Source organism: Sulfurovum sp. AR (assembly GCF_000296775.1).
GTDB classification, from domain to species: domain Bacteria; phylum Campylobacterota; class Campylobacteria; order Campylobacterales; family Sulfurovaceae; genus Sulfurovum; species Sulfurovum xiamenensis.
Genome location: NZ_AJLE01000011.1, coordinates 37,283 through 58,316, shown reverse-complemented (window position 1 = coordinate 58,316; position 21,034 = coordinate 37,283). Strand labels below are relative to the sequence as shown.

Annotated in this window: 18 protein-coding genes and 5 tRNA genes; 20 read left to right on the top strand and 3 right to left on the bottom strand. The window is 40.5% G+C overall.

From position 1 onward, the window contains the following. Nucleotides 1-44 precede the first annotated feature (44 nt). The gene (locus SULAR_RS10500) at nt 45-356 is read right to left on the bottom strand and encodes a transcriptional regulator (protein ID WP_008245844.1); all 312 of its coding nucleotides are present in this window, start codon (nt 354-356) and stop codon (nt 45-47) included. A 192-nt stretch (nt 357-548) separates the two neighbouring features. Here SULAR_RS10500 and SULAR_RS10495 point away from each other — a divergent pair, with 192 nt between their 5' ends. Together SULAR_RS10495 and SULAR_RS10490 are read left to right on the top strand one after the other, a co-directional pair. Next, nucleotides 549-911 carry a DUF309 domain-containing protein gene (locus tag SULAR_RS10495; RefSeq protein ID WP_155993899.1) on the top strand — a complete coding sequence of 121 codons (363 nt, stop codon included), beginning with the start codon at nt 549-551 and terminating at the stop codon, nt 909-911. Then, on the top strand, nt 895-2,169 hold the full coding sequence (locus tag SULAR_RS10490; RefSeq protein WP_008245842.1) for a SagB family peptide dehydrogenase: 1,275 nt from the start codon (nt 895-897) through the stop codon (nt 2,167-2,169). The genes SULAR_RS10495 and SULAR_RS10490 overlap by 17 nt, the downstream gene beginning before the upstream one ends. Nucleotides 2,170-2,184: 15 nt before the next feature. On the opposite strand, the gene SULAR_RS10485 is transcribed toward SULAR_RS10490, so the two are convergent. Together SULAR_RS10485 and SULAR_RS10480 are read right to left on the bottom strand one after the other, a co-directional pair. Further along, the gene (locus SULAR_RS10485; RefSeq protein WP_008245841.1) at nt 2,185-2,517 is read right to left on the bottom strand and encodes a translation initiation factor SUI1; all 333 of its coding nucleotides are present in this window, start codon (nt 2,515-2,517) and stop codon (nt 2,185-2,187) included. 110 nt (nt 2,518-2,627) lie between these two features. Next, nucleotides 2,628-3,362: a YaaA family protein gene (locus SULAR_RS10480; RefSeq protein ID WP_008245840.1), complete on the bottom strand. Its 735-nt coding sequence runs from the start codon at nt 3,360-3,362 to the stop codon at nt 2,628-2,630. 157 nt (nt 3,363-3,519) lie between these two features. Here SULAR_RS10480 and SULAR_RS10475 point away from each other — a divergent pair. From SULAR_RS10475 to fusA, 18 genes are all read left to right on the top strand, one after another. After that, nucleotides 3,520-3,596: transfer RNA gene (locus SULAR_RS10475), tRNA-Thr, on the top strand. Nucleotides 3,597-3,645: 49 nt separating this feature from the next. Further along, nucleotides 3,646-3,730: transfer RNA gene (locus tag SULAR_RS10470), tRNA-Tyr, on the top strand. Between the two features lie 22 nt (nt 3,731-3,752). Further along, nucleotides 3,753-3,828, top strand: a tRNA-Gly gene (locus SULAR_RS10465). Between the two features lie 118 nt (nt 3,829-3,946). Then, a tRNA-Thr gene (locus SULAR_RS10460) sits at nt 3,947-4,021 on the top strand. Nucleotides 4,022-4,144: 123 nt separating this feature from the next. Further along, a complete protein-coding gene (tuf, locus tag SULAR_RS10455; protein WP_008245839.1) occupies nt 4,145-5,353 on the top strand; it encodes an elongation factor Tu in 1,209 nt (402 codons plus the stop codon). 51 nt (nt 5,354-5,404) lie between these two features. Continuing rightward, nucleotides 5,405-5,557, top strand: coding sequence for a 50S ribosomal protein L33 (rpmG, locus tag SULAR_RS10450; protein ID WP_008245833.1), 153 nt, complete (start codon nt 5,405-5,407; stop codon nt 5,555-5,557). A gap of 51 nt (nt 5,558-5,608) precedes the next feature. Beyond that, nucleotides 5,609-5,684: transfer RNA gene (locus SULAR_RS10445), tRNA-Trp, on the top strand. 18 nt (nt 5,685-5,702) lie between these two features. Beyond that, nucleotides 5,703-5,882, top strand: coding sequence for a preprotein translocase subunit SecE (secE, locus tag SULAR_RS10440; RefSeq protein ID WP_008245831.1), 180 nt, complete (start codon nt 5,703-5,705; stop codon nt 5,880-5,882). Nucleotides 5,883-5,890: 8 nt separating this feature from the next. Beyond that, nucleotides 5,891-6,421, top strand: coding sequence for a transcription termination/antitermination protein NusG (gene nusG / locus SULAR_RS10435; protein WP_008245829.1), 531 nt, complete (start codon nt 5,891-5,893; stop codon nt 6,419-6,421). Nucleotides 6,422-6,455: 34 nt separating this feature from the next. Further along, the gene (rplK, locus tag SULAR_RS10430) at nt 6,456-6,881 is read left to right on the top strand and encodes a 50S ribosomal protein L11 (RefSeq protein ID WP_008245827.1); all 426 of its coding nucleotides are present in this window, start codon (nt 6,456-6,458) and stop codon (nt 6,879-6,881) included. Nucleotides 6,882-6,945: 64 nt separating this feature from the next. Then, nucleotides 6,946-7,650 carry a 50S ribosomal protein L1 gene (rplA, locus tag SULAR_RS10425; protein WP_008245825.1) on the top strand — a complete coding sequence of 235 codons (705 nt, stop codon included), beginning with the start codon at nt 6,946-6,948 and terminating at the stop codon, nt 7,648-7,650. Between the two features lie 197 nt (nt 7,651-7,847). Beyond that, a complete protein-coding gene (gene rplJ / locus SULAR_RS10420) occupies nt 7,848-8,333 on the top strand; it encodes a 50S ribosomal protein L10 (RefSeq protein WP_008245822.1) in 486 nt (161 codons plus the stop codon). A gap of 81 nt (nt 8,334-8,414) precedes the next feature. Next, nucleotides 8,415-8,786 carry a 50S ribosomal protein L7/L12 gene (gene rplL / locus SULAR_RS10415; protein WP_008245819.1) on the top strand — a complete coding sequence of 124 codons (372 nt, stop codon included), beginning with the start codon at nt 8,415-8,417 and terminating at the stop codon, nt 8,784-8,786. Nucleotides 8,787-8,968: 182 nt separating this feature from the next. Then, nucleotides 8,969-13,126 carry a DNA-directed RNA polymerase subunit beta gene (gene rpoB, locus SULAR_RS10410; RefSeq protein WP_008245817.1) on the top strand — a complete coding sequence of 1,386 codons (4,158 nt, stop codon included), beginning with the start codon at nt 8,969-8,971 and terminating at the stop codon, nt 13,124-13,126. Beyond that, a complete protein-coding gene (gene rpoC / locus SULAR_RS10405) occupies nt 13,119-17,648 on the top strand; it encodes a DNA-directed RNA polymerase subunit beta' (protein WP_008245815.1) in 4,530 nt (1,509 codons plus the stop codon). The genes rpoB and rpoC overlap by 8 nt, the downstream gene beginning before the upstream one ends. A 223-nt stretch (nt 17,649-17,871) precedes the next feature. Then, a complete protein-coding gene (gene rpsL, locus SULAR_RS10400; protein ID WP_008245813.1) occupies nt 17,872-18,243 on the top strand; it encodes a 30S ribosomal protein S12 in 372 nt (123 codons plus the stop codon). 130 nt (nt 18,244-18,373) lie between these two features. Further along, on the top strand, nt 18,374-18,841 hold the full coding sequence (rpsG, locus tag SULAR_RS10395; protein WP_008245811.1) for a 30S ribosomal protein S7: 468 nt from the start codon (nt 18,374-18,376) through the stop codon (nt 18,839-18,841). Between the two features lie 11 nt (nt 18,842-18,852). Then, entirely contained in the window at nt 18,853-20,943 is a 2,091-nt protein-coding gene (gene fusA, locus SULAR_RS10390) for an elongation factor G (protein ID WP_008245809.1), read from the top strand. Nucleotides 20,944-21,034: the final 91 nt, after the last annotated feature.

Here is a 21,034-nt window from a genome sequence, read left to right as displayed (position 1 = left end):
GTACTTTATGATGAAGTCTATAATAGATTTGCACACTCGACACATCATACACTCTCAGGGCGTATACGCATACGTTCTATCTGGATAGGTTCTTCACACTCGATACAGATACCAAACATAGGTTTGTCTATACGTAAAAGGGCATTGGTGAGCCTTGTAAGACGCAGTTTTGATTCATCCATGATCTTGTTGTTGACATGCTGCTCTCCCATGGCTTCCAGACGTGTGAGTCTCCCCAATGAACAGTCCGGAGCAATGGGTTTTACCTTCTCTTCAAGTATGGCGATCTGTTCTTTAAGCGTATGGATACTTGTCTCTATACGTACTTTGATCTCATCTCTTTCTTCTTGCGTCATATCTGGCTACTTTATGCTATATTGGATCTATTATACACGAAATGGAACAAAATATGAAAAGAATCCATTTGTTTTAAGCAAATCCGAAGAGAGAGGCAAGTATCTTGCCTCTAAGGTCAATAGGTGTTTTACTTGACGATAGAAATGTCATGGCACCGACAAATATAGATAGAAAAAGAGTTAAAATACATTATGTTAACAATGAATGATGATCTAGAAGGTGCACTCAAAACGTACCTTGAATTGCTTGATAAAGAAGAATATTTTGAGGCACATGAAGTGCTGGAAGAGGCCTGGCATCCTTTGAGGCTCGGTGGACATCCCTTGGCGAACCTGGCAAAGGGGTTGATCAATGGGGCGATTACATTTGAACATATTAAACGTAACCGCAAAGATATGAAAAAGAAAGCGAAAACAGTCATAGCCTCTTATGAACGACATAAACATTTGTGCACAGAGAGTATTGCGCATGCAGCACTTTTCAAGAAAGCCTGTCAAAAGATCGAGTCTTTGAAGATCAGACATGCTGAGGTTTTTGATGTTTTGGTACCATAGTACAACCAAACACTCCTACAATTCTGTACGCACCAATCCTAACAGGCTCTCTTGGGAGGATCAACCCAGTACCTATAAAAACTATCCAGTACAGTATGAAAAACGAAAATTGGATCTGGAAAAAGAAGCAGACCATTTTCTATACCATATTGCAGGATTGACTGCAAAGAAAAGTTATCCAAGCGGAGAGTATTACCTGCGCATCAACCCTTCTGCAGGTGCGCTCTACCCTAATGAACTCTATTTTCAGGCACGAGGGGTAGAAGGTATAGAAGATGGTATATACCATTATGAAGTACGTTCCTCCTCTTTGACACTGCTACAACGTATTACCAAACAGGAGGGATTAGAACCTTATTTGGGATATAGCACCGCTATGCAAGGGTACCTGTTTTTGGTCTCTGCTGTTTATTATCGTTCTTCGTGGAAATATAAGAACCGTGCCTTCAGATATTGTCTTCTGGATGCGGGACACCTTTTAGGGAGCATAGAAGCATCCGCATTGCTTCAATCGAATGCAGTGGAAGTGCGGTATGATATAGACAGAGAAAAACTTAATCTTATGTTCGGGTTTGGGGAGAGAGAGTGGTTCTTGTCTGGGTGTGCTATGGTGAGACCGATAGAAGGAGAGAAAGTAGACACCATAGAGTTCTCCCTCCCTTATGTTGAAGCCAGTGGAACCTTTGAACGTAATGCACTTATAGAACAGGCGTATCATGAAACGATGCAGTTAAGATCCTGCAGACGGGAAGTGAAAACCCCTACGTTTACCTATAATACGACAAAACTCCAAGAGACGATCTTTACACGTAGATCCCAGCGAGGTTTTCAGGAAGGTGCGATCACCAAGGGACAGTTTAATTATATTATGGAAGCGATACACCAGCCTGTACCCAGTGACTGCGATGAAGAGGTCTCTGTGTATGTCGTCATCAACCGGGTGCTTGATATGCCGTTGGGACTCTATAAAGAAGGTGAGTATATAAAGTATGGAGACTTTGCCAGAAAAGCGGGGTATTTGAGTTTGGAACAGTATAGTCTCTCCATGCAGGCAGCGGTAGCCTTTTTCCTCACTTCCAAAGGAGAGAACTATCAGGCACTTTACCAGAAAGCCGGCATTATAGGACATAGACTTTATATGGCTTCACTCTATATGGGTATAGGGTGTTCTGGTATCGGGGCCTATTATGATGACGAGGTCAATGCATTTGTGGAGAATGAGGAAATGGTACTCTATGCGTTGGCGATAGGCAAGTAAGCCCTATGGGGTTATCTAGTGTTTAAACCGATACCCCAAAGCTTCCAAATAGGTACGCAGCAGTTCAGGGATGTCTCCTTGGAACTCCAAAGTGTCATCTTTGAGCGTACCTCCTGTACCAAGCTTTTTTTTAAGCGTTTTGAGCAGAGCCTGAAGATCTGTTTTATCTAAGTAAAAAGGTTTGACGATGGTAACCACTTTACCTCGTCGTTTCTCTTTTGCAACATGCAATTGATGTTTCTCTGGTGGTCTGATCTCTGTAGAGGTTTTTTGAGAGGGTTTCTTTTTATTGTCCGATGACCATCCCTCTTCAAAATGTGCACCCATTTCAAAAAGATTTTCTTTCATCGCTTTTCCTTAATTATAATCTGTATCAAATAGTATACCCAATACAACCATCAGTACTAAAAGAAAAATAAATACTTTATAGAGTGTTGCATCACTAGGGAGTTTCATCTTTACCCTATCTCATAAATGATTTCAGTTTTATTTTTTTTCGTTTGGATCTCTTGAATACTCAGCCCTTCTATAGGCAGTTTCATGAACGCTTCGAGGGTTTCTATACCCGCTTTGGCGATCTCACGCAGGACGATACCTCTATACGCCTTTGCCCAATGACTAACGACTTTCCCCTCTTTGATGAACTTGAGTGTAGTATAGGGTTTGGTGGGTTTATAGAATTTGTCATAAAAACCTGCACGGAGATCCAGTATCTCATCCTCAGCCAGGTATGCTTCCATCAGTGCTGCAGCGTGTTCATGGTAAAACTTCTCTGTTTTGATGCCACCGACAGCCTCTCCCTGTTTGAGTTTATACTCAGGGATGAGGTCTGAAGAACGGATGGGACCAAACAGGTTTGAAAAGAGGATGACATGGCTGTCGATATATGCTTGTGCCTTCTCATCCAATGCATCATACCCCAGATGGTCAAATGCTACACCTGTATATCTTTGAATGGCTTTCATCGTAAGTTCATGAATGATATCTTTTTTGTGTGCAAGGATATCTGCTTCTTTTTTGAGTCCGAACATTTTTGACAGTGTGGGGATATCCCCTTTTTGCAATACATTAGTATAGGTATGCAGGAGTTTGGTTCTGTAAGGCAAAAGCGCTTCAAAGAGTAATGTACTAGGATCGAAAGAGCGTTCTCCACCTGTTTTTTTGGTTTCACTTGGTGCCAGTAGTATTTTCATTCTATATAGCCTATGATCTTCATTTTATGTGGGTGTATTCTATAGAAATTACCTAAAAAAGAGAAATTTTTACAAATTTACCTAAAACCCTTGACATTAAAAACTTTTTTGTCTATAATTCCCGTCCATTTTAAGTATAACAACTTTTAATGATGGTGCTGGTGTAGCTCAGTTGGCTAGAGCAGCTGATTTGTAATCAGCAGGTCGGGGGTTCGAGTCCCTTCACCAGCTCCATGAAAAAATATAATTATCAGTGTTTGACCAGTAATGATTTAAACATTATGGTGAGTTACTCAAGTGGCCAACGAGGGCAGACTGTAAATCTGCTGACTATGTCTTCGAAGGTTCGAATCCTTCACTCACCACCATATGTTAAATCGCATAAAAGATGCGGGCGTAGCTCAGTGGCTAGAGTTCCTGCCTTCCAAGCAGGCTGTCGAGGGTTCGAATCCCTTCGCCCGCTCCATAAACTGGGAGCTGTGTGAATTATGTATTTAACAGACTAATAACTTCACATATAAAAGCTTTCCTTTTTTATTCATTTATGACTTTGACGCACGCATTTAATTATATACAATAGAGTTGCCCATATGGCTCAGGGGTAGAGCACTTCCTTGGTAAGGAAGAGGTCGTGAGTTCAAGTCTCACTATGGGCTCCACCCTCCATGATGGTATGGACAAAAGTATTACAGCTTTGTAATAGTTCTGTCCATATAGGTATGGGGTCTAAGAAAATTTAGGTATAATACTGCCTTTAAATCATATTACGCTAGGAGAATAGCATGGCTAAAGAAAAATTCGAACGAACGAAACCGCATGTTAACATCGGTACTATCGGTCACGTTGACCACGGTAAAACTACATTGACAGCTGCAATCACAATGTGTTTAGGTCTTAAAACTGGTGCTGCAGCAATGGATTATGATCAAATCGATAACGCACCTGAAGAGAGAGAAAGAGGAATTACAATTGCTACTTCTCACGTAGAGTATGAAACAGAAACTAGACACTATGCTCACGTTGACTGTCCAGGTCACGCGGACTACGTTAAAAACATGATTACTGGTGCTGCTCAAATGGACGGTGCGATCCTTGTTATCGCTGCGACTGATGGTCCAATGGCACAAACTAGAGAGCACATCCTTCTTTCTAAGCAAGTAGGTGTACCTTACATCGTTGTATTCTTGAACAAAGAAGATCAACTTGATGAAGAAGATAAAGAAGAGATGTTAGAGCTTGTAGAGATGGAAGTACGTGAACTTCTTTCTGAGTATGACTTCCCAGGTGACGATACTCCAATCGTATCTGGTTCTGCATTTAAAGCACTTGAAGAAGCTAAAGCTGGTACTGCTGGTGAGTGGTCTGAAAAGATCTATGCACTTATGGACGCTGTAGATGAGTATATTCCTGAGCCAGTAAGAGAAACTGATAAAGATTTCCTAATGGCTATCGAAGATATCTTTACTATCCAAGGTCGTGGTACAGTTGTAACTGGTAAAGTTGATAGAGGTACTGTATGTGTTGGTAACGAAGTTGAGATCGTTGGTCTTAAAGATACTCAAAAAACAACTGTAACTGGTGTTGAAATGTTCCGTAAAGAGATGGATTGTGGTGAAGCTGGTGACAACTGTGGTGTTCTTATCCGTGGTATCGATAAAGAGGCTGTACAAAGAGGTATGGTTCTTTGTAAGCCAGGATCAATCACTCCACACACTCAATTTGAAGCTGAGATCTATGTTCTTACTAAAGAAGAAGGTGGTAGACATACTCCATTCTTTAACAACTATAGACCACAGTTCTACGTTCGTACAACAGACGTAACAGGTTCAGTTCAACTTCAAGAAGGTACTGAAATGGTTATGCCAGGAGACAACGTTAAAATCAATGTTGAGCTTATCGCTCCTGTTGCACTTGATGAAGGTACTAAGTTCGCTATCCGTGAAGGTGGTAGAACAGTTGGTGCCGGTGTTGTTTCTAAGATTATTGCTTAATAACACCATGCAGGAGGCTTGCCTCTTGCGCACTTATCATAGGAGATAACAATGAGAGAAACAGTTCACTTAGGTTGTGAGAAATGTACAAGACGTAACTATCACACCAATAAAAACAAGAAAACGACAACAGAGAAACTTGCTCTTAAAAAGTATTGTAAATGGTGTAAATGCCATACAGTACACAAAGAGATGAAGCTGTAATCGGAGACTTTTGTTTAATACTATCGGGCTTTGTCCCATAGTATCATTTCTAGGCCAATAGCTCAGTTGGTAGAGCACTGGTCTCCAAAACCAGGTGCCGGGGGTTCGAGTCCCTCTTGGCCTGCCACAAGTAAAGGTAATATATATGGGAAAACTTTCAACATTTATAGCACACGCGAAAGCGGAGATTCATAAAGTTATATTTCCAACAAAAGTACAAGTAAGACAAGCATTTTTAGCAGTTGTTCTCGTAGTAACTGTAATATCAATATTTTTAGCATTGGTCGACTTTCTCATGTCATCAATCGTATCATCAGTTTTATAGGATAGACAATGGCTTATCAATGGTATGCAATTCAAACATATTCAGGTTCTGAGCAAGCTGTAAAAAGAGCGATCGAACAACTTGTCAAAGATCATGGGATTGAAGAGAAGCTTGAACGTGTAGTCGTTCCTACAGAAGAAGTGATCGAAGTTAAAAACGGCGTAAAAAAGATTACTGAAAGAACATTGTATTCTGGGTATGCTTTCGCACATATAGACCTGGATACTGACCTCTGGCATAAGATACAATCTTTGCCAAGAGTATCTAGATTTATCGGTGAACAAAAGACACCTACTGCACTTTCAGAGGCAGATATCAAAGTGATTTTAGACAAAATGGAGCAAAAAGCTGCACCAAGACCTAAAGTTGATTTTGAAACAGGCGAAATGGTACGTATTATTGACGGTCCGTTCGCAAACTTTACAGGTATGGTAGAAGAGTATGATCTTGACCATGGTAAGTTAAAGTTGAATGTTTCAATCTTTGGTAGAAATACACCGGTTGAAATACTCTACACACAAGTAGAAAAAATACTATAAGACCTAAAGGTCAATTCAAACAAAGGAAGAACAGATGGCAAAAAAGATAACTGAAAAGTTCAAAATGATGATCCCAGCTGGATCAGCAAATCCATCACCACCGGTAGGTCCTGCACTTGGACAACGTGGTGTAAACATTATGGAGTTTTGTAAAGCTTTTAATGAAAAAACAAAAGATAAAATGGGGTTCAAGATCCCTGTGATCGTTACAGTATATGCAGACAGAAGTTTTACATTTGAAACAAAACAACCGCCTGCAAGTGACCTTATCAAAAAAGCAGCAAATATTAAAAAAGGTACGGATAATCCACTTCTTAACAAAGTTGGAACTATCACTAAAGCAAAATTAGACGAAATTATTGATCAAAAAATTGCTGACCTTAACACAAACGACAGAGAAATGGCAGCGAACATTATTGCTGGTTCTTGTAAAAGTATGGGTGTTGAGATCGTAGACTAGTCTTTTTAAAGACAATCATAACCACATGATTTGAAATGTGGGAGCATATAAAGCGGAGAATAAAATGGCAAAAAAACCAAGTAAAAGAAGAGAAGCGCTACTTAAACTAGTAGATGTGACTAAAACATATAGTGTTGATGAAGCAATGGCTACACTTAAAAACCTTAAATCGGCTAAATTTGATGAAACAGTTGAAGTTGCACTTAACTTGAACGTTGACCCAAGACATGCGGATCAAATGGTTAGAGGATCAGTTGTTCTTCCTAATGGAACTGGTAAAACAGTAAGAGTAGCAGTATTTGCAAAAGACGCTAAAGCTGATGAAGCAAAAGCAGCAGGTGCAGATTTGGTAGGTTCTACAGATCTTATCGAATCAATTCAAGCGGGTAACATTGATTTTGATATCGTTATCTCAACACCAGACATGATGGGTGTTCTTGGTAAAGTAGCAAGAATCCTTGGGCCAAAAGGACTTATGCCAAACCCTAAGACTGGTACAGTAACGATGGATGTGGCTAAAGCAGTTGAGAATGCAAAAGGTGGACAGGTTAACTTTAGAGTAGACAAAAAAGGTAACATCCACGCTGGTATTGGTAAAGTTTCTTTTTCAGAAGAGAAGATCAAAGAAAACTTTGTAACACTTCTTGAAACGATCAATAAAGCAAAACCAGCATCTGCAAAAGGTAGATATATCACGAATGGTGCGATTTCACTTACAATGAGCCCATCTATCACTTTAGATACTGCAGAATTAATGGAGATGAAATAATCCATGCATAAAGAAGGCGTGTGCCTTCTTTATATTATCTTCAAATAAAAATTACGGGTGTAGTTTTTGTTTGAGGGTAATTTTTACTACTCATTAATCTTAGGTCAAAGATAAGAGGGGCGAAAGCTTAATTAATATATTCGAAAGAATATATGGTCCTTTAGGGGAACCCTTTTAGAGGTCGGAAGGAGAATTATATGACTAGAACTAGAAAAGAAGAACTAGTTGCAGAAATGACAGCAGAGTTTAAAGACGCTGGTGCCATTATCGTTTGTGATTACAAAGGTATGACTGTTGAGAATCTTGAAGTTGTAAGAAATCTTGCAAAAGATGAAGAGATCAAAGTCCAAGTTGTAAAAAACAAACTAGCACGTATCGCATTAAAAAATGCTGGGTGTGAAGATGTTGAGTTTACAGAAACAAACCTTGTAATCTGGGGTGATGCACAAGTTACACCTTGTAAAATCGCTGACAAAGCAGCTACTGATTTTAAAAATACTTTTTCAATCAAAACTGGTTTGATCCAGGGTGAAGTTGCTAGCTTGGAAACCATTAATGCAATGGCTAAACTTCCTACTAGAGACGAGCTTATCGGTATGCTTCTTAATGTTTGGAATGCACCGGTACAAAACTTTACAATTGGTTTGAATGCATTAGCAGTAAAAAAAGAAGAAGAGGCGTAGAGTGGTGAGAGCCACGAGGCTCTTTTAATTTGAAACTGTAAAATGTTTCATTTCATATAATTATAATTTAAGGAATTAATTATGGCAACAACTAAAGAAGATGTTCTTGAGTTTATCTCAAACATGTCAGTACTTGAGCTTTCTGAGCTTGTAAAAGAATTTGAAGAAAAATTTGGTGTATCTGCACAAGCTACAGTAGTAGCTGGTGGTGGAGCAGTAGCTGCTGAAGCTGCTGAAGAACAAACAGAGTTTAACGTTGTACTTGTTGATGCAGGTGATAAAAAAATCAACGCTATTAAAGCAGTAAGAGCAATCACTGGTCTTGGTCTTAAAGAAGCGAAAGCTGCTGTTGAAGAGACTCCATCTGTACTTAAAGAAGGTGTTTCTAAAGAAGAAGCAGAAGACTTCAAGAAACAACTTGAAGAAGCTGGCGCTAAATGCGAGCTTAAATAATTTTTATTATTTAGAAGAGCTTAGGCAAATTGCCTAAGCTCAAGTCACAAACCTCATTGGATATAGCGATAAACTATTCGGAGACATTTTCATACCCTCACGGCAATAGTTTTTTTGTATACCCAATATATACACATTAAACACACTACATAAACCAAACTAAACCGAAATAAGGATAACCCATGTTAAATTCTTTACATTCTGGTAACAGACTCCGTGTTGACTTTTCCAAAACACCAAGAGAAATTGAAATCCCAAATTTGCTCCAACTTCAACAAAAAAGTTATGAAAACTTTTTAATGCTAGGTGAAAAAGACAGAAAAAACTCTACATTAGAGAAAGTTTTCAGATCTTCTTTCCCTATCCATGACCAACAAAACAGACTGACACTTACGTATAAAAACTCTGAAATTGTTAAACCAAAATATACCGTTAGAGAGTGTATGGAGAGAGGGTTGACCTACTCTGTATCACTAAAGATGAATATTGCACTGACGATCTGGAACAGAGATGAAAAAACAGGGGAAAAACTTGATCCAAAAGAGATCAAAGAACAAGCTGTTTTCGTACGTGATATTCCATTGATGACAGATAGAACTTCATTTGTTGTTAATGGTGTTGAAAGAGTAATCGTCAATCAACTTCACAGATCTCCGGGTGTTATCTTCAAAGAAGAAGAGGGAACGACTGCAGGAAGCGGTATGCTTTACTCTGCACAGATCATCCCAGATCGTGGTTCATGGTTGTATTTTGAATATGATTCCAAAGATATTCTCTATGCACGTATCAACAAAAGAAGAAAGATCCCTGTGACGATCCTTTTCAGAGCATTGGATTACTCTAAAGATGATATTGTAAAACTCTTCTACGCAACAAAAGAGATCCATATCAAAGACAACAGATTCCTCGTAAGATTTGATGCGAATGATTTTGGCGGTAGAGCAGAGTATGATGTCAAAGACATGGATGGTAATACGGTTGTCAATGCAGGGAAAAGACTGACAAAGAAAAAAGCAGAAAAACTGATCGAAGATGGTTTAGAGTGGATCGAATATCCGCTTGAAGTATTGATGGAAAGACACTTGGCTAAGCCTATCATTGACCAGGAGAGCGGTGAAGTACTTTATGATGTCGTGACTCCTCTGGATGAGAGCAAACTTAAAAAGATGATCGAAGAGGGTATTGATACGATCGAGATCATCAATGACCTTGCTGAGGGTGCGGATATGTCGATCATTAACGCATTTATTGCAGATAACGAAAGTTTAAGACTTTTAAAGCAAACAGAACAGATCGATGATGAAAATGTACTTTCAGCGATCCGTATCTACAAAGTGATGAGACCAGGTGAACCAGTAACACCTGATGCAGCAAAAGCATTCTTGCAGCAACTCTTCTTTGATCCGGAAAGATATGACCTGACTAAAGTCGGTCGTATGAAAATGAACCACAAGTTGGGTCTGGATATTCCTGAGTATGCTACAGTACTGACTGCAGAAGATCTTATCCATACGGTGAAATATCTTATTAAAGTAAAGAATGGTCAAGGTCATATCGATGATAGAGACCACTTAGGTAACAGAAGAATTAGAGCGATCGGTGAGCTTCTTGGTAATGAACTTCACAGTGGTCTTGTGAAGATGCAAAAAGCGATCAAAGACAAGATGACAACAGTATCTGGAACATTGGATGAGTTGATGCCACATGATCTGGTAAACTCTAAAATGATCACCAATACGATTTTGGAGTTCTTCTCATCAGGGCAGCTTTCACAGTTCATGGATCAGACGAACCCACTTTCAGAAGTGACACACAAAAGAAGACTTTCAGCATTGGGTGAAGGTGGTCTTGTTAAAGAGAGAGCTGGATTTGAAGTAAGGGATGTACACCCTACGCATTATGGACGTATCTGTCCTATTGAGACTCCGGAAGGTCAGAACATTGGTCTTATCAATACATTGGCTACCTACTCGAAAGTAAATGAACATGGATTCATTGAAGCGCCCTATAAAGTGGTGAAAGATTGCCAAGTGACAGATGAAATCGTCTACATTACTGCCACACAGGAAGAGGACAAATGTATCGCGCCTGCGTCAACTGTTGTAGATGAGAACGGACGTATCGTTGAAGATCTTATCGAGACCAGACTGAACGGGAATATCGAACTTAATGAGGCAAAAAGAGTTGATCTTATCGATATCTCTCCTTTGATGATCTCTGGTTCTGCAGCGGCATTGATCCCATTCTTGGAGCATGATGATGCGAACCGTGCACTGATGGGATCGAACATGCAACGTCAGGCAGTACCTCTTCTTAAAACAGAGGCACCAGTGGTCGGTACAGGTATGGAAGCGATCGTGAGTCGTGATGCATGGGAATGTGTGAAGGCAGAAAGAGCCGGTACGGTTGAAAAAGTTGATGCGAAGAACATCTATATCATGGGCGAAGATGAGAGTGGTGTATTCATAGACCACTATCCGCTTGAAAAGAACATGAGAACCAATCAGAACACGACGTTCACGCAAACACCTATTGTAAAACTCGGTGACAAGATCGAAGCGAAACAGGTCATTGCCGATGGTGCGAATATGGATCAGGGAGAACTTGCGATCGGTAAGAATATCCGTGTTGCATTTATGCCTTGGTATGGATATAACTATGAGGATGCGATTATTATTTCTGAAAAACTGATCCGTGAAGATACCTTTACGTCAGTGCATACCTATGAAAAAGAAGTGGAAGCAAGAGAACTTAAGCATGGTACGGAAGAGATCACGCGTGATATCCCGAATATCCGTGAAGATGAGTTGTTGCACTTGGATGAGAGTGGTATTGTTCAGATCGGTACCTATGTAAAACCTGGTATGATCCTGGTAGGTAAAGTTTCTCCTAAAGGTGAGATCAAACCAACACCAGAAGAGAGACTCTTAAGAGCGATCTTTGGCGAAAAAGCAGGACACGTGGTCAATAAATCACTCTATTGTCCAGCATCTATGGAAGGTGTGGTTGTCGATATCAAAGTCTTTACGAAAAAAGGGTATGAAAAGGACGCACGTGCGATCCAGGCCTATGAAGAAGAGAAAGCGATCCTGGACAGTGACCACCATGATCAGCTTCTTATGATAGATAGAGAAGAGATCTTGCGTATTGCAAACTACCTTTCAGGACAAGAGTTGGTGAAAGCTGTAACGATCGGTGAAACGGAGTATGCAGCAGGTTCTAAGATCGATGAAGAGACGATCAAGGGTGTAAACAGATTTGCACTAAGAGGCGTAGTTCAGTCTTTCACAGAAGATGTACAAAACGAATATGAGTCACTGAAAAATTACTTCTTGAAACAAAAGAAAAGACTGAAGACAGAGCATGAAGAGAAATTGAGCGTACTTGAAAAAGATGATATTCTTCCTTCAGGTGTCACGAAGCTTGTAAAAATCTATATCGCTACCAAGAGAAAGCTCAAAGTAGGTGATAAAATGGCAGGACGTCACGGAAATAAAGGTATCGTTTCTAATATCGTACCAGAGATCGATATGCCATACCAGGAAGATGGAAGACCGGTAGAAATTATTTTGAACCCACTAGGGGTACCTTCTCGTATGAATATCGGGCAGATCCTTGAAGTACACTTGGGATTGATTGGTAAAAACCTTGGGGAACAGATCGAAGAGATGTTTAACGATCAAAAAGAGACGTTCATTAAAGATCTCAGAGCGAAGATGAGTGAAATTGCAGATGTAGCAAAATTGATGAATGCAAAAGCACTGTTAGAGAGTATGAGCGATGAAGAGTTGATCAAATACGGTAGAGACTGGTCTACAGGTGTAAAATTTGCTGCACCGGTATTTGAAGGAGCGAACCAGGCTGAATTCGACAAACTTTTCGAAATGGCTAAGATGGACAGTGATGGTAAAATGGTTCTGTTTGACGGGAAAACCGGTGAGCAGATGATAGAGAGAGTCAATGTGGGTTATATGTATATGCTTAAACTTCACCACTTGGTTGATGAAAAAGTGCATGCACGTTCAACTGGACCTTACTCACTTGTAACACAACAGCCAGTGGGTGGTAAAGCACTCTTCGGTGGACAGAGATTCGGTGAGATGGAAGTATGGGCACTGGAAGCCTATGGTGCATCACATACACTTAAAGAGATGTTGACCATCAAATCAGATGATGTTGAAGGTAGAGCAAGAGCATACAGAGCGATCACAAAAGGTGAAGCTGTTCCTGAATCAGGTGTACCTGAAACGATGTTCGTATTGACAAAAGAACTTCAAGCATTAGGTCTTGATACAGAATTATATGAGAGTAAAAAAGAAGTGGAGGGTGAAAATGAGTAAGTTTTTAGAGAATTTAACACCAATAGATCTTAACAGCGAAGAGAGACCGAATGATGTCGCAGCACTACAGCTTAGAGTTGCAAGTCCGGAGAAAGTACTCTCATGGAGTTACGGTGAAGTAAAAAAACCAGAGACGATCAACTATAGAACCCTCAAACCGGAAAGAGATGGTCTTTTCTGTGCGAAGATCTTTGGACCTATCAGAGACTATGAGTGTCTTTGCGGTAAATACAAAAAGATGCGTTATAAAGGTGTCGTATGTGAAAAATGTGGGGTTGAAGTCACCACTTCTAAAGTAAGAAGAAACCGTATGGGGCACATTGATCTTATCGCGCCTGTGGCACATATCTGGTATGTCTCTTCACTTCCATCACGTATCGGTACACTTTTGGGTGTAAAGATGAAAGACCTTGAGAGAGTACTTTACTATGAAGCATATATCGTTAAAACACCGGGTGAAGCATCTTATGACAGTGAAGGTTTAACGCCACTGGCAAAATATGATGTATTGAATGAAGAGCAGTATCAACAGATCACTCAACGTTTTGGCGGTACAGACCTTGATGCAAGAATGGGTGGAGAGATCATTCAGGAACTGCTTGCAGAACTTGACCTTGTGGATATGTTCAATCAGTTGAAACTTGATATTGAAGCGACAAAATCTGAAGCAAAAAGAAAGACGATCGTTAAACGTCTGAAGGTGATCGAAGCATTCCTTCACTCAGGAAACAGACCAGAGTGGATGATGTTGACACAACTGCCGGTACTTCCACCGGATCTAAGACCTCTTGTAAGTCTTGATGGCGGTAAATTCGCTGTTTCTGATGTGAATGACCTTTATAGAAGAGTGATCAACAGAAACCAGAGACTTAAAAGATTGGTAGAACTTGATGCCCCTGAAATTATCGTTAGAAATGAAAAGCGTATGCTTCAAGAAGCAGTCGATGCACTTTTTGATAATGGTAGAAGAGGAAATGCAGTTAAGGGTGCAAACAAAAGACCACTGAAGTCACTTTCTGAAGTGATCAAAGGTAAACAAGGTCGTTTTAGACAAAACCTTCTTGGTAAAAGGGTTGACTTTTCGGGTCGTTCTGTTATCGTTGTTGGTCCAGATTTACGTATGGATCAGTGTGGATTGCCTAAGAAAATGGCGATCGAACTCTTTAAGCCACACTTGATGGCAAAGCTTGAAGAAAAAGGGTATGCAACGACACTGAAACAAGCCAAAAAGATGATCGAAAAGCAAGAGAATGAAGTATGGGAGTGTTTGGAAGAGGTAGTTGATAACTATCCTATCTTACTGAACCGTGCACCAACACTTCACAAATTGTCGATCCAAGCGTTCCACCCGAGACTGATCGAGGGTAAAGCGATCCAATTGCACCCACTGGTATGTTCTGCGTTCAACGCCGACTTCGATGGGGACCAAATGGCCGTACACGTACCACTTTCTGATGAAGCGATCGCTGAGGCAAAAGTATTGATGCTTGCATCGATGAACATTTTGCTTCCGGCATCAGGTAAGGCGATCGCCGTACCTTCACAGGATATGATTTTGGGTCTGTATTACCTTACACTTGAAAAAAATGATGTAAAAGGTGAACATAAACTTTTCGCAAATGTTGAAGAAGTGGAGATTGCATTTGAGCAACAGTCACTGGATCTTAATGCACGTATCAGAACAGTGGTCGATGGACATATTACAAAATCAACTGCAGGTAGACTGATCTTGAAATCGATCATTCCGGATTATGTACCGGAAAAATACTGGAACAAAGTGTTGAAGAAAAAAGATATCGGTGCGTTGGTTGACTATATCTATAAAATAGGTGGTGTTTCTGAAGCTGCCGGTTTCCTTGATAATCTTAAGGATATGGGTTTCAAATATGCAACTAAAGTAGGTGTTTCTATCTCTGTGGATGATATCAAGATCCCTGAGATGAAAGCAGAGAACGTTCTTTCTGCCAAAGAAGAAGTAAAAGAGATCCAAAGACAATATGGTGCAGGTCTTTTAACGGATCAAGAGCGGTATAACAAAATTATCGATATCTGGACGGATGCGAACAATGGTATTGCCGAGGGTCTTATGTCTCTTATTAGAGAAGACAAAGACGGGTTTAACTCAGTGCATATGATGGCAGACTCTGGGGCGAGAGGTTCCGCAGCACAGATCAGACAGCTTTCTGGTATGAGGGGTCTTATGGCGAAATCAGATGGGTCTATTATTGAAACACCTATTACGTCGAACTTCCGTGAAGGTCTGAATGTACTTGAGTACTTTATTTCAACGCACGGTGCGAGAAAAGGTCTTGCCGATACAGCACTTAAGACAGCGAATGCGGGTTACTTGACAAGAAAACTGATCGATGTGGCACAAAACGTGAAGATCTCTATGTCAGATTGTGGTACACACGAAGGTGTAGAAGTATCAGATATTGTTGTGGGTAATGAAATGATCGAGCCATTGGCAGACCGTATCTATGGTAGAGTATTGGCTGAAGATGTGATCGATCCTATTACTTCTGAAGTATTGGTCAGTGAAGGTACGATGATAGATGAAGAGACTGCGGCAAGAGTACAAGATGCAGGTGTACGTTCTGTAGTGATGAGAGCACCATCATCATGTAAAGCACCAAAAGGTATCTGTGCAAAATGTTATGGTCTGAACATGGCGGATAACAAAATCGTTAAACGTGGTGAAGCGGTAGGGGTTATCGCCGCACAATCTATCGGTGAGCCAGGTACACAGCTTACACTCCGTACATTCCACACAGGTGGTACGGCAACAGCAGGTAAAGAAGATAGACAAGTCATCGCGAGCAAAGAAGGTTTCATCAGATACTATAACTTGAATGTATACCGTAACAGAGAGGGTAACCTGATCGTTGCAAACAGAAGAAATGCTGGGGTTCTTTTGGTTGAACCGAAGATCAAAGCAACGGTAGATGGTACGATCTCTCTTATTGTGACACATGATGAATATGTGATCTCTGTCAATGCAGGCAGCGCAGATGAGATAAAGTACAACCTTAGAAAATCAGATGTCGCCAAGTCAAATGAACTTGCAGGTGTTGCAGGTAAAGTTGAAGGAAAACTTTTCTTACCGCTTCAAGATGGTGATAAAGTAAAAGAGGGTGACTCTATCGTTGAAGTGATCAATGAGGGTTGGTCTGTACCAAGCCGTGTGCCATTTGCTTCTGAACTGAAAGTGGAAGATGGTGCACCAGTGACACAAAATGTGGTTTCTGAGTCAAAAGGTACAGTGAAGTTCTTCTTACTTAAAGGGGATTACCTTGAAGCACATACAGGGATTACTGAAGGTACAAAAGTAGTAGAAAAAGGTCTCTTTGCTGTAGTTGTTGATGATAACAACAGAGAAGCAGCAAGACATTATATCTCAAGAGGGTCTGTTGTAAAAGTGGACAATGATGCGATGGTACAAAGAGGTGATCTTCTTTCTGCACCAGAGACAGCTTCTCAGGTAGTGATCGCTGAGTGGGATCCATATTCAGAGCCTATTATTGCTGAACAGCAAGGGAAACTGAAGTTTGAAGATATCATCCCGGGTGTGACTGTGGTTGAGCAGTTTGACGAAGTGACAGGTGATACAAGACTTGAGCTGAATGAGTATATCCCTGCTGCTTATAAACCAGCGATCGTGTTGGCAACTGAAAGCGGAGAGTTGATCCGTTATCAATTGGATGCGAAGACGATCCTTTTTGTAAAAGATGGAGACGAAGTAAGTATCGCAGATATCTTGGCAAAAACACCAAAAGCGGCGATCAAATCAAAAGATATTACCGGTGGTCTTCCAAGAGTTTCTGAACTCTTTGAAGCGAGACGTCCTAAAGATATCGCATTAATTGCACAGATTGATGGTGTAGTAAGTTTCGGTAAGCCATTACGTGGTAAAGAGAGACTGATCATTACTGGTGACAATAATCAGGTCACTGAGCAGTTCGTCGATAAGAATAAAGTAGCACTTGTCCATGCGGGTGAATATGTGCATGCGGGTGAAAAACTGACTGACGGTACGATCTCAAGTCATGATATCCTTGCGGCACTTGGTGAAAAAGCATTGTATGAGTACATTGTATCTGAGGTACAGATGGTTTACCGTAGACAAGGGGTTAATATCTCAGATAAGCACATCGAGATCGTGACATCTCAAATGATGAGACAAGTGAAAGTGGTTGAGAGTGGTGACTCTAAGTTTATCGCTGGAGATATTGTCTCTCGTCGTAAGTTCCAAGAAGAGAATGAAAGAGTGATCGCACTGAGCGGTGAACCTGCTATTGCTGAGCCAATGCTTGTAGGTATTACCCGTTCAGCGGTTGGAGCAGACAGTATTATCTCTGCTGCCTCATTCCAGGATACAACAAAAGTACTGACTTCTGCATCGATCGCAGGAACAGTAGATACGCTTGAAGATCTTAAAGAAAACGTTGTTATCGGACGTCTTATCCCAGTAGGTACTGGTATGATAGATAAAGATAGCCTCAAACTCACAGCTGCAGAGTAATCTCTGCAGGCTGTTTCTTGTCTTAAAGAAACAGTTTAACCCTCTTTCTTCTCCCTTATTTTAAGTATAAGAAATTCTAAAGAATTTTTCGATATAATTTGCATCCAATTTTCTCTAGGAACTAGGCTAGATATAAACGTTCACAGTGAATGTTTTTATGTGGTGTAAGAACCCAGATTCAAGAGATAAGATCTCAATTCAAACTAACTAGAAAGGAAACGATTTGCCTACAATTAATCAATTGATTCGTAAAGAACGTAAAAAGCAAGTGAAAAAATCAAAATCACCTGCACTCGTAAAATGTCCTCAGAGAAGAGGCGTATGTACAAGAGTATATACTACAACACCAAAGAAACCTAACTCGGCGCTTAGAAAAGTTGCTAAAGTAAGATTGACAAGTGGTTTTGAAGTAATCTCATACATTGGTGGTGAGGGTCACAACCTTCAAGAGCACTCTATCGTACTTGTAAGAGGCGGAAGAATTAAAGATTTACCTGGTGTTAAGTATCACATTGTACGTGGTGCACTCGATGCTTCAGGTGTAACTGGAAGAACAGTTGCAAGATCTAAATACGGTACTAAAAGACCTAAGTAATCTTAGAGTATTTAAACGCGTATAAAGTAAGAGTTTAGTCTAAAGATAGACTTGAAACAGGTGTTGTCATTTATCCTTAGGGGGCAAGACTTGAGTAAATCAACCATATAAGATTGAAGAAGGAAATAGAATGAGAAGAAGAAAAGCTCCCGTTAGACCGGTATTGCCAGATCCAGTACACGGTTCTAAAGTATTAACAAAGTTCATCAATGCAGTAATGCTTGATGGTAAGAAAAGCACAGCGCAAAGAGTTATGTATGCTGCGTTAGAGAGAATTGAATCAAAATCTGGAGAAAAAGGTATTGACGTATTCAACAAAGCAATGGATAACGTGAAACCTGTAATGGAAGTAAAGTCTAGAAGAGTAGGTGGTGCGACGTACCAAGTGCCTATAGAAGTTAGACCTGCAAGACAACAATCACTGGGAATCAGATGGATCGTTGATGCAGCGAGAAAAAGAAATGAAAGAACAATGATGGAGCGTTTAAGTAATGAACTTATGGACGCTGCAACTGAAAAAGGTTCTGCTTTCAAGAAGAAAGAAGATACGTATAGAATGGCTGAAGCGAACAAAGCGTTTGCTCACTACAGATGGTAAGGAACTAAGTTATGGCAAGAACGCACAAACTTGAAGACGTAAGAAACATCGGTATTGCTGCTCACATTGATGCAGGGAAAACGACAACAACTGAAAGAATCCTTTTCTATACTGGTGTTGAACACAAGATCGGTGAGGTACATGACGGTGCTGCAACGATGGACTGGATGGAGCAAGAGCAGGAGAGAGGTATTACGATTACTTCTGCTGCTACAACTTGTGAGTGGTTAGGTAAGCAGATCAACATTATCGATACTCCGGGTCACGTTGACTTTACTATTGAAGTTGAACGTTCAATGAGAGTACTTGATGGTGCTGTTTCAGTATTCTGTGCAGTTGGTGGGGTTCAACCACAATCAGAAACAGTTTGGAGACAAAGAAACCGTTATGGTGTACCATCACTTGTATTTGTTAACAAAATGGACAGAACGGGTGCAGATTTCTTAGAAGTTGAGAGACAGATCCGTGAAAGACTTAAAGGTAACCCACTGGTTATCCAACTTCCTATCGGTGCTGAAGAGAACTTCGAAGGTGTTGTTGACCTTGTAAAGATGAAAGAAGTTGTATGGGATGCTGATGCTGCAATGGGTTCTGCATACCATGAGCAAGATATCCGTCCTGAGCTTCAAGACCAAGCTGAAGAATACCGTGAAAAAATGATCGAAGAGATCTCTTCCGTAGACGGTAATGAAGCGCTTATGGAAAAATACATGGAGGGTGAAGAGCTTACTCAAGAGGAGATCGTTGCTGGTATTAAAGCTGCGACGATCGGTATGCATGTCGTGCCTATGCTTCCAGGTACAGCATTTAAGAACAAAGGTGTTCAGACACTACTTGATGCTGTTGTTGCATACCTTCCATCTCCAGTAGAAGCGCCTGCAATTAAGGGTACTATGATGGAAGATGAAGATACTGAAGTGACTGTTGATTCAACAGATAACGGTGAATTCGCATCACTTGCATTTAAAATTATGACAGATCCATTTGTAGGAACTTTGACATTTATCCGTGTATACCGTGGTTCTTTAGAGTCAGGTTCTTATGTACTTAACTCTACAAAAGAGAAAAAAGAGCGTATCGGTCGTATCATGAAAATGCATGCGATCAAACGTGAAGAAGTCTCTGAGATCTACGCGGGTGAGATCGGTGCGGTTGTTGGATTGAAGAATACAACTACTGGAGATACACTCTGTTCAGAGAAAGATAAAGTCGTACTTGAAAGAATGGATTTCCCAGAGCCGGTTATCTCTGTTGCAGTTGAACCTAAAACAAAAGCTGACCAGGAAAAAATGGGTATTGCTCTATCAAAACTAGCTGCAGAAGATCCATCTTTCCGTGTTGCTACAGATGAAGAGTCTGGTCAAACGATCATCTCTGGAATGGGTGAACTTCACCTTGAAATCCTTGTAGACAGAATGAAAAGAGAGTTTAAAGTTGAAGCGGAAGTGGGTGCACCACAGGTTGCATACCGTGAGACGATTAGAAAATCTGTAGAAAAAGAATACAAGTACGCTAAACAGTCTGGAGGTCGTGGACAGTTCGGTCACGTATTCCTTAGAATCGAACCACAAGAACCAGGTTTTGGTTACGAGTTTGTTGATGAAGTTAAAGGTGGGGTTATTCCAAAAGAATTTATCCAACCGGTCAATAAAGGTGTACAAGAGGCAATGCAAAGAGGTATCCAAGCAGGTTACCCTGTTGAAGATGTTAAAGTAACAGTATATGATGGTTCTTACCACGATGTTGACTCATCTGAAATGGCGTTTAAACTTGCAGGTTCTATGGGATTCAGAGAGGGTTGTAAAACTGCGAATCCAGTGATCCTTGAGCCATTGATGAAAGTTGAAGTTGAGGTACCTGAAGATTATATGGGTGACGTGATCGGTGACGTTGCTAAAAGACGTGGACAAGTATCAGGTATGGATGACAGAGCTGGTAACAAGATCGTTAACGCATTCGTACCACTTTCTGAAATGTTCGGTTACTCAACTGACCTACGTTCAATGACACAAGGTCGTGCAACGTACGCTATGGAATTTGATCACTATGAAGAAGTTCCAGCGAACGTAGCTAAAGAGATCATCGAAAAGCGTAATAGCTAATTTCGAGTTTCTTTACTAGACATTCGGTCGGATGGAGTTTTCTCCATCCGGCCACTTACTAATTGTAAGCTCTCTCATTACGAAAACACCA

What these genes read in the sequence shown, in the direction of transcription:
- SULAR_RS10500 (WP_008245844.1), bottom strand. Translation starts at nt 356, where the DNA reads ATGACGCAAGAAGAAAGAGATGAGATCAAAGTACGTATAGAGACAAGT.
- SULAR_RS10495 (WP_155993899.1), top strand. Translation starts at nt 549, where the DNA reads ATGTTAACAATGAATGATGATCTAGAAGGTGCACTCAAAACGTACCTT.
- SULAR_RS10490 (WP_008245842.1), top strand. Translation starts at nt 895, where the DNA reads ATGTTTTGGTACCATAGTACAACCAAACACTCCTACAATTCTGTACGC.
- SULAR_RS10485 (WP_008245841.1), bottom strand. Translation starts at nt 2,517, where the DNA reads ATGAAAGAAAATCTTTTTGAAATGGGTGCACATTTTGAAGAGGGATGG.
- SULAR_RS10480 (WP_008245840.1), bottom strand. Translation starts at nt 3,362, where the DNA reads ATGAAAATACTACTGGCACCAAGTGAAACCAAAAAAACAGGTGGAGAA.
- tuf (WP_008245839.1), top strand. Translation starts at nt 4,145, where the DNA reads ATGGCTAAAGAAAAATTCGAACGAACGAAACCGCATGTTAACATCGGT.
- rpmG (WP_008245833.1), top strand. Translation starts at nt 5,405, where the DNA reads ATGAGAGAAACAGTTCACTTAGGTTGTGAGAAATGTACAAGACGTAAC.
- secE (WP_008245831.1), top strand. Translation starts at nt 5,703, where the DNA reads ATGGGAAAACTTTCAACATTTATAGCACACGCGAAAGCGGAGATTCAT.
- nusG (WP_008245829.1), top strand. Translation starts at nt 5,891, where the DNA reads ATGGCTTATCAATGGTATGCAATTCAAACATATTCAGGTTCTGAGCAA.
- rplK (WP_008245827.1), top strand. Translation starts at nt 6,456, where the DNA reads ATGGCAAAAAAGATAACTGAAAAGTTCAAAATGATGATCCCAGCTGGA.
- rplA (WP_008245825.1), top strand. Translation starts at nt 6,946, where the DNA reads ATGGCAAAAAAACCAAGTAAAAGAAGAGAAGCGCTACTTAAACTAGTA.
- rplJ (WP_008245822.1), top strand. Translation starts at nt 7,848, where the DNA reads ATGACTAGAACTAGAAAAGAAGAACTAGTTGCAGAAATGACAGCAGAG.
- rplL (WP_008245819.1), top strand. Translation starts at nt 8,415, where the DNA reads ATGGCAACAACTAAAGAAGATGTTCTTGAGTTTATCTCAAACATGTCA.
- rpoB (WP_008245817.1), top strand. Translation starts at nt 8,969, where the DNA reads ATGTTAAATTCTTTACATTCTGGTAACAGACTCCGTGTTGACTTTTCC.
- rpoC (WP_008245815.1), top strand. Translation starts at nt 13,119, where the DNA reads ATGAGTAAGTTTTTAGAGAATTTAACACCAATAGATCTTAACAGCGAA.
- rpsG (WP_008245811.1), top strand. Translation starts at nt 18,374, where the DNA reads ATGAGAAGAAGAAAAGCTCCCGTTAGACCGGTATTGCCAGATCCAGTA.
- fusA (WP_008245809.1), top strand. Translation starts at nt 18,853, where the DNA reads ATGGCAAGAACGCACAAACTTGAAGACGTAAGAAACATCGGTATTGCT.